This is a genomic window from Nostoc sp. DSM 114161, from assembly GCF_052692665.1.
The window spans coordinates 7321147-7332500 of sequence record NZ_CP195141.1 but is presented as its reverse complement, the minus strand read 5'-3'; the positions used below and the strand labels follow the sequence as shown (position 1 = coordinate 7332500).

Annotated in this window: 10 protein-coding genes and 1 pseudogene (1 of these 11 running past the window's edge); 4 read left to right on the top strand and 7 right to left on the bottom strand. The window is 38.0% G+C overall.

The window, feature by feature from the left end; translation table 11 throughout:
- The 4 genes and pseudogenes from NSTC745_RS30495 to NSTC745_RS30480 all read right to left on the bottom strand — a co-directional run.
- A protein-coding gene (locus NSTC745_RS30495) for an anion permease (protein WP_445634343.1) crosses the window boundary here: on the bottom strand, nt 1-526 show its 5' portion. It extends 434 nt beyond the left edge of the window; 526 of the gene's 960 nt are visible here — the first part of the coding sequence; its start codon is at nt 524-526; the stop codon falls past the left edge of the window.
- A gap of 65 nt (nt 527-591) precedes the next feature.
- Nucleotides 592-771, bottom strand: a pseudogene (locus tag NSTC745_RS30490) (arsenosugar biosynthesis arsenite methyltransferase ArsM); the annotation flags it as partial.
- 193 nt (nt 772-964) lie between these two features.
- Complete coding sequence (locus NSTC745_RS30485) at nt 965-1642, bottom strand: response regulator transcription factor (RefSeq protein WP_445634342.1); 678 nt, start codon at nt 1640-1642, stop codon at nt 965-967.
- Between the two features lie 193 nt (nt 1643-1835).
- The gene (locus tag NSTC745_RS30480; RefSeq protein ID WP_445634341.1) at nt 1836-2123 is read right to left on the bottom strand and encodes a Mo-dependent nitrogenase C-terminal domain-containing protein; all 288 of its coding nucleotides are present in this window, start codon (nt 2121-2123) and stop codon (nt 1836-1838) included.
- A gap of 323 nt (nt 2124-2446) precedes the next feature.
- On the opposite strand from NSTC745_RS30480, the gene NSTC745_RS30475 reads away from it, so the two are divergent.
- Complete coding sequence (locus tag NSTC745_RS30475) at nt 2447-3064, top strand: class I SAM-dependent methyltransferase (RefSeq protein WP_445634340.1); 618 nt, start codon at nt 2447-2449, stop codon at nt 3062-3064.
- Between the two features lie 68 nt (nt 3065-3132).
- Here the strand turns inward: NSTC745_RS30475 and NSTC745_RS30470 are convergent, their stop codons facing one another.
- Nucleotides 3133-3645 (bottom strand): GNAT family N-acetyltransferase, encoded by a 513-nt coding sequence (locus NSTC745_RS30470; RefSeq protein ID WP_445634339.1) that lies wholly within the window; start codon nt 3643-3645, stop codon nt 3133-3135.
- 332 nt (nt 3646-3977) lie between these two features.
- Here NSTC745_RS30470 and NSTC745_RS30465 point away from each other — a divergent pair, with 332 nt between their 5' ends.
- The 3 genes from NSTC745_RS30465 (at nt 3978) to NSTC745_RS30455 (ending at nt 7335) form a co-directional block, all read left to right on the top strand.
- Complete coding sequence (locus NSTC745_RS30465) at nt 3978-4172, top strand: hypothetical protein (RefSeq protein ID WP_445634338.1); 195 nt, start codon at nt 3978-3980, stop codon at nt 4170-4172.
- Nucleotides 4173-4630: 458 nt separating this feature from the next.
- Entirely contained in the window at nt 4631-6832 is a 2202-nt protein-coding gene (locus tag NSTC745_RS30460; RefSeq protein ID WP_445634337.1) for a PAS domain S-box protein, read from the top strand.
- Nucleotides 6833-6888: 56 nt separating this feature from the next.
- A complete protein-coding gene (locus NSTC745_RS30455) occupies nt 6889-7335 on the top strand; it encodes a response regulator (protein ID WP_445634336.1) in 447 nt (148 codons plus the stop codon).
- Nucleotides 7336-7473: 138 nt separating this feature from the next.
- Here NSTC745_RS30455 and NSTC745_RS30450 read toward each other — a convergent pair whose 3' ends face one another.
- Together NSTC745_RS30450 and NSTC745_RS30445 are read right to left on the bottom strand one after the other, a co-directional pair.
- On the bottom strand, nt 7474-9066 hold the full coding sequence (locus NSTC745_RS30450) for a glycosyltransferase family 39 protein (protein WP_445634335.1): 1593 nt from the start codon (nt 9064-9066) through the stop codon (nt 7474-7476).
- Between the two features lie 71 nt (nt 9067-9137).
- On the bottom strand, nt 9138-10799 hold the full coding sequence (locus NSTC745_RS30445; RefSeq protein ID WP_445634334.1) for a glycosyltransferase family 39 protein: 1662 nt from the start codon (nt 10797-10799) through the stop codon (nt 9138-9140).
- Nucleotides 10800-11354 lie beyond the last annotated feature (555 nt).

Below are 11354 nucleotides of genomic sequence, written 5' to 3'. Positions count from 1 at the left end.
AAGTATCAATAATTTTCTGGTTAATTATTAGGTTATATTTGTAGTTGATATAGCTTGATAAACTGTAAATTAGTGCTCCCAACAAAATAGCAATAATTGGACTGAATAATAAAGGCAAAACAAAAGAAGCTACCAAAGCCGTAAAATTAACTTTGAGTCCGATCGCTACTAATGCAGCACCAACAATAGCACCTATTAAACTGTGAGTTGTGGAAATAGGAAACCCTATGAAAGTGGCAATGAGTACAGTTAAACCAGCGGCGATCGCCACTGCTAAATGAAACTCTGGTGCATTGGCGATTGCATTTGGTACTAATCCTTTTCCTGAAAAAAGTTTAATTGATGTACTGGCTAAAAAAGTTGCAGCTACGGCACCAGTAAAAGTTGTAAAAGTTGACCACAAAATTGCTGTTTGATAACTGCATATTTGGCTACCAAATAGCGTTGCTACACCTTTAAAATTATCATTTGTACCATTAGAATATGCTAAAAAAAGCGTAGCTAAAAATAAACTAATTAACAACATTTTAATATTTATAAATAAGTAGTCATAATCCAGAATCTTATTAGTCAAATATTAAAATTTTACATTTGGTTTGCTAGTTCAGTCGAGCGAACAGTAGTACCACAACCATAATTTATTTCCTGCATTGGCAAAGGAATTTTCAATCCTGGTAGTTGCAGAGATGTACTTTGCACACAACAAAGTCCGACTTCTGGAGTTTGGGCGACTTCGCGGTAAAATTGCGCTGCTGTTTCTAAATAGGTCATACCACTTGAGATTTTGAATCATGACATTGTGCATCCTAATATAATTAATTCCGAGTTGCATGAGTTGTTGCTGAGATTGCCAAAAAGCCCAAATTCTCCTAAGATAGAAAAATTTGGGTTTTTAAATTATTTAAGATTGGGAGTGGGGAGATGGGGGACAGAGGAAGTATGGGTGACAAATGTCCAATGCCCGTTAACCACATAATTTGTAGCCGACACCAGTGACGGTTTGAATAAGGCACTTTTCGTTATTAGCTTCAAGTTTCAGCCGCAGGTACCTAATATATGGGTCGATGAGGTTGGTACCGCCCATGAAGTCGTAGCCCCAGACTTCTTCTAAAATGCGATCGCATGTAATTACTTGTCGCGGATGGATAAGAAAATATTCCAGTAAATCAAATTCCTTAGCCGTTAACTCAATTAACCGCTGACATCGGTACACCTGGCGCGTGCGACGATTTAAACTCAGGTCTTCAAATTCTAAAATATCTGCGGTGTCTACTCGATCTCTTCTTCGCAAGTGAGTGCGGACTCTGGCTAATAATTCATCAATGCTGAAGGGTTTAACTACGTAATCATCAGCACCAGCATCTAAGCAGCCTGTAATGCGATCGCTCACTTCATCTTTGATGGTTAGTAAGATTATTGGCACTTCATTACTAATACTTCGCAGACGATGGCAAATTTCCAACCCTGAAAAACCAGGCAGCATTAAATCTAAAATCACTAAATCTAGATGCAACTCCCGTGCTGCGGTCAGTCCAGTTAATCCATCGTAGGCGATGCTAACTTGATAGCCTTCATAATTCAACTCGGATTCAATAAATCGTGCTAGTTTGACTTCATCTTCAATCAGTAAGATGTGCGTCATGATGATGTTAATGATTTCAGCAGGGTACGGTAAGCAACAATCCGGTTTGGAAACACTGTCTTCGAGGTGTCAGCTACTAAATAGCCAGACATCTAATTAGGTGTACGCTAGCTTAGTATAAATCTGAGTGAGTAACAACCGTAAATCTGCAATTACCGATGGCTGCTAGATCGAACAACGATACGACTAACCATTAACAATAAGCTGTGACATCTTCACCGCATTCATCGGCAAGATAACAGAGTGCTCTAAAACGCAATCCCACAACTTCTTCGTACAGAGGATTTAATTTACACATTGGTGGAATGTGAAATAGCTTGCGACCAAACACAGTGATGTCTCGTTCAAATGGACACTGAGCGGGGATAGCTTTGCAGAGGAAATGAGCCAATTTAGAGTTATGAACTTCTAAAGTTTCCAACCAGTCGCGGACTGGGTGCAATATATCTTTGTGTAAGCGGATTTGAATAAAGCTTGACATAATTACTCTCCTTGATATTTTTAAAATAGATTGGGTTTATTTTATTTGAACCTCTATGAACATATACGGTTGGGTTTAATAGTTTTATGCAGCGATCGCTCGTTTTTTAGTTTTCCATAGAGATAGCTAAACTCTCTAGGAACACTTGTAACTACACATTCAACTGCCAAAATTCCAGATAATTAGCCGAGGTGAGCATAAGTATTTTGCCAAAGGTTAGGCTAGATATTGCTGGGCTGCAAAGCTATAGTTAACCAACTTCAAAGGAGGCGCAGCTACTTACCCTAAAAAAGCATCAAGCTTTAGGTGAACTGCGGAAACTAATGACCTATGACTTTGTGAATAACAAAAAGTTCCTTTTCGATCGCTGGGCGCCAAGCTACGATTGGCTGTTTCCTTCGGTGTTTTATCGAGCCATCCACAAACGCTTGCTAGAGTACGTCAATTTACCAGATCGAGCTAACATACTCGATATTGGGTGCGGTACTGGACGCTTACTTGGACGCCTTGCAACTAAGTTCCCAGATCTGCGGGGTACGGGATTAGATTTATCTAGTAATATGTTGCGGATGTCAAGACTGACCAACCGCCACCATCCACGCTTGATTTTTGTTGAGGGTAAAGCTGAGTCTCTTCCTTTTGCTGATGGTCAGTTTGAAGCTGTTTTCACCACTATCAGCTTTTTGCATTATTTGGAACCTCAACAGGTGATTAGTGAAATAGCACGGGTACTTTCTCCCGGTGGATGCTTTTATTTGGTTGACTTTACTTCCAAAAAACAGGCAGAACCTCAATTATTGCCAATTTCTCCCCGTGGAATTCGATTCTACAGCCCCAATCAACGTCAGGTTCTGGCTTCCTCTGCTGGGCTATTGTGTTTGAGCCACCATTATTTATTAGGGCCTGTGTTGCTAACGATTTTTGCTAAACCTGAGATTTGAAAATAGGGAGTGGGGAATAGAGGAGGATTGGAAAGAGCTAATATTAAACTTTGTTGTGCATACCTTAATCAAGAGTTGGGGCGATACTCCATAAACACCACAGGAACTCTGAGGAGCTTTTTAGCTAGTTCTGAGAATCTAAATTTATCCTTGAGTGCAGGCGAGAATTTTGTCTTGGGGAGTTCTGGCAGTTCTGCAAAAGATATTGGCACAAAACCAAAGCGACTGTAAAACTCTGCCAATCTCTCACCCAAACATTCAAGATAAAGTGGTTGCTGGCTTGTGTTAATCAAATGTTGGGTCAGTAAAGTACCCAAACCACGACCTCTCCAAGGTGGTGCAACTACTAAACTACCAAGTTCTTGTGCCCCTGAGAAATTACGTAGCTGTCCGCAGGCTACTAAATGGCGTCGCCTTTGTCCGCCGTAGGCATCGCATTCAATTACCCAAAATTGCTGCCAATTTAATTGCGTTGGGTCGAGTTTCGCTGAAAACACCAGCGATCGAATCGGCCAACGATCGCCAGAGGTTGCTTTGCGAAGCATACATCCAGGTGGTAAGGATACGTTACTTTGGTTCATTAATTATGCTTGGGTAGCTTATATCACAATTATCGCGCCACATTCCTGAGTCAGTGACCCACTATGCATTTTTTGGTAATAATTAATCAAGCAATTTCAAAAGTATTTTGGATAGTAAATCCGTTCTTAGTTTTTCCTTAATACCTGGTTACTTTTTTAGATTCATTAATGACTAATTATATATTTATAAATTTTCATAAGCAGAGATTATTTTTAATAATTAGTACTTTTGATAGAGGGCCAAATCAGCAATAACTCTATTCTAGATAGATGAAAACACAGACGTAATCTTCTTAAGATAGTTCTAAGAGTAAATGATTAGGAATCTAATAATGTCTGAACAACAAAAATCTAGTAATCAAGATACTACACCTACCTCTTCTGGCGGCTACCAAACTCCCATTGATGAAGCTACCCGCCAAACTGGCGATGCTGAAAAAAGTGATGGTAAAACTTCTGCTACTCCAGAAGCACCAGAAAATGATACCGTACAAGGCAGCCCAAATCAGGGAACTGAGTCACGTTAATTAATTTAAACCTTCCCAAGTTTTAATTATTTTGTGGCGGTTTTTAATGAGTTCAATCCAGTAATTTAAGAGTGGATATGTGGTATGATTCCCACAATTATCCACTCATTTTTTATGCTCGGCATTCACAATCTAGAATAGAGCGATACCTTCTCTACAAGACGCTCTTGCTAGCTTGCTTCTAAGAGTACGCTAACGCAGATTTGAATATGGTAAAGAAATTTCAGATTGAGATGAACGCTGGAAAAACCAAATTTACAAGAATTCAGCTTGAATAGGACGCGATCGCTTTTAGTTAGCTACAAGCTTCTCAACAGCTAAAATAAATAACTTAATTCGTATAATTATCTCAAAAAATCTCGCTAATTATACTAGTATTATTTTATTCAACAGTCATCAGTGCCTGCCGTGAGAGCTAAAACTTATTTAGTTATTAGCTATAGTTGTGCGAGTATTCTATGAACAAACTATCAGAAAAATTTGTTGTTGGTGGTTTTAGCTTGGCATTACTACTAATGTCTGCTGTTGTAACAGCTTCCTATTTAAGTATTCAAAGGTTAACCGCAGAAAAGCGATGGGTAGTTCATACTCAACAAGTTATAGAATCGATAGATCGCATACGTATTCACCTCGGTAATGCTGAGAGCGCACAAAGTAACTATATTTTCACAGAAAATACAGTTTATCGAGAAACTTATAAACAGCAGAAGCAGAAGGTATACCAACTGCTTAAAGCCGTCCGATGGCTAAGTAGTGATAACTCTAATCAAGAAAGGCGACTTGATACACTCGAACCTCTGATTGCAGAGAAATTTTCTTTGCTTGAGGAGTCCATTGACTTGTTTGAGCAAAAAAATTTACATAAGCCAACTCAAATAGCTATTGTTGGTCGCAGCTTAGAGATAAGCAAACAAATTCAAGCAATCAGCCAAGCAACCGAAAATGACGAAAGAACCTTATCAAAAGAACAAACAGCAGCCACTGAAGATCTTTTTCAAGAAATCGTTATTGTCGTAAGCCTGGGATATATTTTGAGTGTGGTTTTGCTAATTTTGGTCTACTTAGTGCTGCAAAAGCAAATTCAGGTGAACAAGGCTTTATCACAGGAAGCTATTCGTTTGGAACAGCAAGCTGCAAAAGCAAAACTAGCAGATATTTTAGAAACTATTACAGATTCTTTTGTTGCCCTCGATCGCGACTCATGCTATACCTACATCAATCACAGAGCCGAACAAATATTCAATCGCCGTTCGGCAGATTTGATTGGTAAAAACATCTGGGAAGTATTCCCTGAAACTGTCGAATATAAATTTTATCAAATTTACCATCAGGCTGCGGCAGAACAGCGAGTCATGTATATGGAAGAATATTATGCACCGTTCGACCGCTGGGTTGAATATTTTATGTACCCCTCGGCGGAAGGAATATCAATTCTTTTTCAAGATGTGACTCGGCGGAAATTGGCGGAAATTGCTTTAGAAGAGAGTGAAAGACGCTATCGCTCACTAGTGATTGCTACTTCTCAAGCTGTCTGGATAGCTGATAGTAATGGGATGCCAAAAGAGTATTCATCTTGGATGGCTTTGACTGGGCAAACTGATGCCCAAGTCAAGGAAGGGGGATGGCTCAATGCAATTCATCCTGAGGATCGAGAGTTGACACAGTTGTTGTGGACTGAGGCCCTAAAAACCAAAAATCTTTACTTTAGTGAGTATCGCGTGCAGGTTGCGGATGGCAGCTATCGATTTTTTGCCGCCCGTGGAGTTCCTGTCTTAGATGCCAACAATGAAATTCAAGAATGGATAGGCACTTACACGGACATCACAGAACGCAAACTTGCACAACAGGCACTACAACAAATGAATGATGAACTAGAAATCAAAGTTCAGGAACGAACAGCAGAATTACAAAAGCTGAATGAAGATCTAAAACGTTCTAATCAAGAGTTAGAGCAGTTTGCTTATGTGGCTTCCCACGATTTACAAGAACCATTGCGATCTGTGACAAGTTATACCCAATTATTAGAGAGAGAATATCAAGACTGTCTAAATGATTCTGCTAAAGAATACTTGATTTACATTGTAGATGGGGCAAAGCGAATGCAGCAGTTGATTCAAGACTTGCTAGCTTATTCTCGTGTGGGGACTCGCGGACAGGAATTTGTGCTCGTTGATTGTAATGTTGCACTGAGTCTAGCTCTGAGTAATTTACATGTAGCGATCGCCGAAAGTAAAGCCATCATCACTCACGATAATTTGCCAAAGTTACTCGCAGACAAAACCCAAATTGTGCAACTATTCCAAAATCTAGTCAGCAATGCCATCAAGTTTTGCCGAAAAGAGCCACCTCAGATTCATATTGGCGCCCTCAGAAGAGATGGCGAACCACAGGGAGAATTTCTCACTCCTAACTCCCCACTCCCTATTCCCCACTTCCAATGGCTCATTTGGGTACAGGATAATGGCATCGGTATTAAGTCTCAATATCTTGAGAGGATTTTTGAAGTTTTCCGACGCCTTCATACTCGTCGAGAATTTCCTGGCACAGGCATTGGTTTGGCTATCTGCAAAAAAATCGTCGAGCGGCATGGAGGCTGCATTTGGGCTGAGTCTGTGCCAGGTGTGGGAACTGTATTTTATTTTACCATTAATACAAATTAAGGTATCTTTATAATACATATACTCCATACTAAAATTAATAGCTTTTTAGTAACTACATGGTTGACGAGCGGGCATCCCCACCTATTGAAATTTTGCTAGTTGAAGACTCTCCTAGCGATGCAAACCTCACCATCAAAGGCTTCTTAAATGCCAGAATCGCCAACAACTTGCACTGGGTTGAAGATGGTGAAAGTGCTATGAACTACTTGCTCTCCCAAGGAGAGTTTGCTGATGCTATCCGTCCAGACATAATCCTTCTTGACCTAAATCTTCCAGGAATGGATGGACGCGAACTGTTAACAGAAATCAAATCAGACCCAAATCTTAAATCCATTCCTGTGGTTGTCATTACTACTTCCAATGATGAGCAAGATATACTACGTTCTTATAATCTTAGTGCTAATTGCTATGTTACAAAACCTATTGATGTCTACCAGTTTATTCAAGTTATACAGTTGATAAAAGATTTTTGGCTGATAGCAGTAACACTACCACCAAAGTAATTGAATTGCGAGTTTCATATCATGCCCGGTTAAAGACTTATCATTATAAGCTGACACCAAGACGCAGAGACATTTTAACGATCGGCGATCGGTCGGAGTTAAGATTGGCAACTAAACTTATCGATCGCGATGTTAATTTTAGTTTTTAATTTTGAGTAATTTCCAAACTGAATAATAATTGTCGCTATATACAACCTCTGTTTTAGATTTGTAAATGGTTTCTATTTTTTGACGCCAGATATCTGAAGGATTTAGTAAAAAAATCTCATTGAATACATCAGGAATATTCGGAATACTTTGCTCTTTTAGCAATTGAAACTTTACTTTTGGCTCTAAAAGATAGCTGAGGGAAAAGACATTTCCATAATTTATCCCAGAAGCATCACTAATCAAAAGTGGGCGATTAGCCTGATTAATAATTCTAGCAACTTGTGGATTATCATAGCTAATAACCTTACTCCACCATGTTTCTGCTTGAGAACTCACTGCATAAGAAATTAGTCCACAAATAATTACTAGTACCAAAATTGTTTGCCAGATTCTTCGAGATACAAAACTCTTGTTCCTTATCTGGATAGCTAATAAATAGGTAATAGATAATTGAATTCCCAAATAAGAAGGTAATAAATAACGTTCTGAAAGCGAACGTATACCACCAAAAATTAAATCTGGTAGCATTAAGGGTAGTGCAGGAACCATAATTAACATTACAATAAACAACCAAACTTTGTAGTTAGTTGTCCGATAAATAAAATAAATTGAGTATGCAATCAAGGTGAAAAAAATTATTGTGGTTAGATAGCTAAGCGGGTTTTCAAAACCAAAGTTTAAATCGATAAAAATTCGGCTCAACTGTAATAACCAAGATTTAATTAAAGTTTCTAGGGGAAATTTTATCTTTGTCCATGCGGTTGAACTATTAAATTGCAAAAAGTTAGTTATTACAACTAATATCCAATGGGTGAAGCCTAAAAATCCTACTATAGATGCTAGCAAATAAGTTCTTACTGTTCGAGTTAATCTAAATCTAGCAGTGATAATTACATAAATTCCATGAGCTAGTGCTACAAATCCACTTAATAAAAATGTATAAAGACTAATTGTTAAAGTTACTGCATAAATTCCCCAGTTTAATATGCGTGGTGCTTGCGGTGTTGATTCCAATCTTAATGCTCGTAAAAATGACGCATTGCATAATAAAATTGTCACTACCCAGAGAATATATTCTCGTGCTTCTTGGGCGTATACTAGATGAATAGGAGAGATTGCCATAATTGCGATCGCAATTTCTGATACCCATAATTCTGTTCTAAATAATTCTCGGCATAGCCAATAAATACTGGGAAAAATTAACAAACTAATCAATGCAGATAAACTTCTAATCGCCGTCACCGAATTACCAAAAATCCCCACCCACAACCGAGCGATTATATAATATAGCGGAGGATGCTGTGGATCTTCCACTTCTAAAGACTTGATTGTATTAATTAAGCTTTTTTCCCCATTCAAACTCTGAAATTTAAGAAAGCTTTCTTTATTAATTACATGACCAGTAAAGATTTGCTCTTTTACTTCATTTGCCGTATATCCAGAAATCCGTAACGAAGTAAAAGTTTCATCATGCCAATAGACTTTACCATCAAGGTTAAAAAAACGAAAAAAAATACCCGCCATTAACAAAACGGCAATAAAAAACCGTAACTTATTTTGAGCGAGTTTGAGATGCAGCATAGCTAAATTTCACAATCAATAATGTTTAACTAATTACTTACTCTTCCTCTCTACGCGAGCTAAATAACATCTTACCAACCAGTAGATAATTGATTATTGAATGGCATATTACGTCGGCGTGAATTACGAGTTTTAGTTAATTTCCAAACAGAATAATAACGATCGCGGTAAAGAATATTTGTCTTAACGTTATACTTTTGTTCTATTAATTTGCGCCAACTGTCTGAAGGATTGAGTAAAAATATATCAGTAAACTCATTAGTAATTTTGGGAATTTTTTGATTGTTGACTAACAAAAATCGTACTTTTGGTTCTAACAGGTAACTCAAAGAAAATACATTTTCATAATTATTATCTAAAGAATTACTAATTAAAAGTGGGCTAGTACTCTGATTAATAATTTGGGCAAATTGCAAATTGCTATCATTGATGCCTTTATTCCACCAAGTTACTGCTTGGCAATTGACCCTAGAAGAAATTAGACCGCAAATAATCAACAACCCCATGATTATGTGCCAAATTGTTCGACGTGGCAAGCTCTTATTATATAGTTGTGTAGCCACTAGATAAGCAACAGTTAGTTGAATTCCTAAATAAAATGGGATTAAATATGGTTCAGTAAAAGATTGTATCCCCCCAGCACTCAAAGCTGGTAGTATTAAAGGCAGTGTTGGCACTACAATTAATGTAATAATAAACAACCAAACTTTGTAACTGGTAGTAACGCAAAGAAAAGAAATTGCATATACTATAAAAATTAAAAAAAATGGTGTAATTAAATACATTAGAGGATTGTCTAATGTTAAATTTATATCAAAAAAAATCCGACTACTCTGCATTAATAGAAATGGAAATACAGGTATTAAATATGATTGTGTTGTTGTTTTTTCTCCGGAAATTAGAAATTGAAAAAATTCTCCGATCGCAACTGTCATCCAAGGCATAAAAGCTAAGAAACTTACCAGTGATGCTATCAGATAATTTCTCACAGTTTCAGTCAACTGAAATCTGGCTACGCCAATCACATAAATTCCGTGAGCAAGTGCGACAAATCCACTCCAAAGAAATGTATAAAGGCTAATGGTCAAAGTTATTGCATAAACACTCCAGGTACTAAAAAGATCTGGTGGTTGTTTTGTTAGTTCATCTTTATCTTGTAATTCTAAATGCACTGCTCGCAACAGTGAAGCGCTAGATAGCAAGATAGCGATCGACCAGAGAATATATTCTTGCGCTTCTTGGGCATATACTAAGTGAATTGGAGAGATCGTCATAAGTGCGATCGCTACACCAGGAATCGGTAATGGTACATCAAATAATTCTCGACATAACCGATAAACACAGGGAAAAACTAGCAAGCTAATCAACGCAGATAAACTTCTGATTGCTGTCACCGAATTACCAAAGATTTCCGTCCACAATCTAGCGATTATGTAATACAACGGTGGATGCTGAGAATCTTCTTTTGCCAAAGCCATAATTGTGTCATTTAAGCTTTTTGAAGGATTTGCACCTTGAAATTTCGCCAAACTTTCTTTAGCAATGACACGATTGTTAAAAACTTCCTTTTTGACTTCATTTATGGTATAGCCAGAAATCCGCAATGAGGTATAAGTTTCATCATGAGAGTAAACCTTGCCATCAAGGTTAAAAAAGCGAAACAATATACTCATTGTCAACAAAAAAATAATCAAAATTCGCAACCAACTCGGCGCAAATTTGAGATGGTGCATAAGTTACATTTCCCAAAAAGTTTTCTAAAATAATCCAGTTTACTCCACTGGATGAGGTATCCAGGGGTAGCCATCGTAGACACTACCGAGACATCAACTGATGTGAGTTCGAGCAGGTTGATTTGACCTCTCTCAAAAAGCTCTCATGAATGAAACCTCCGCTCAAACTTTTCCTTCTTCAAACCTCTCCCAGGGGAGAGCCTTAAAATCCTCTCGTGGTAGGATACAGCGAGAGGTTAGGGGGTCACACCCCTCATTTGGTACATCTCTCATTTTCTTATGAAATAACCTTTCGGATAAGCTAGATTTAAGCCTAAAAAATCAATGGTGGTGTGAGGGGTAACATGCCTGAATAACGAGCAGTATCCTACTAGCACGGGGAGGCTGAAGGTAAGGAGGTTTATTAAACTCGCTCTCAAGGGTAACTGCTTGTCAGATATCGCCAACCTAATTGAGAATCGCTTAATTTGCCAGATTGGTAATAAACACCCTCCTCTATTAACTGTGAAAAGAATTGGGTAAGGTTGTATCAAATCCAGCAAAACTGGCTTGAGT

Excerpts from the sequence above, each read along its gene's own strand:
- NSTC745_RS30450 (WP_445634335.1), bottom strand. The coding sequence starts at position 9,066 with ATGCTGCATCTCAAACTCGCTCAAAATAAGTTACGGTTTTTTATTGCC.
- NSTC745_RS30475 (WP_445634340.1), top strand. The coding sequence starts at position 2,447 with ATGACCTATGACTTTGTGAATAACAAAAAGTTCCTTTTCGATCGCTGG.
- NSTC745_RS30480 (WP_445634341.1), bottom strand. The coding sequence starts at position 2,123 with ATGTCAAGCTTTATTCAAATCCGCTTACACAAAGATATATTGCACCCA.
- NSTC745_RS30465 (WP_445634338.1), top strand. The coding sequence starts at position 3,978 with ATGTCTGAACAACAAAAATCTAGTAATCAAGATACTACACCTACCTCT.
- NSTC745_RS30470 (WP_445634339.1), bottom strand. The coding sequence starts at position 3,645 with ATGAACCAAAGTAACGTATCCTTACCACCTGGATGTATGCTTCGCAAA.
- NSTC745_RS30445 (WP_445634334.1), bottom strand. The coding sequence starts at position 10,799 with ATGCACCATCTCAAATTTGCGCCGAGTTGGTTGCGAATTTTGATTATT.
- NSTC745_RS30485 (WP_445634342.1), bottom strand. The coding sequence starts at position 1,642 with ATGACGCACATCTTACTGATTGAAGATGAAGTCAAACTAGCACGATTT.
- NSTC745_RS30460 (WP_445634337.1), top strand. The coding sequence starts at position 4,631 with ATGAACAAACTATCAGAAAAATTTGTTGTTGGTGGTTTTAGCTTGGCA.
- NSTC745_RS30455 (WP_445634336.1), top strand. The coding sequence starts at position 6,889 with ATGGTTGACGAGCGGGCATCCCCACCTATTGAAATTTTGCTAGTTGAA.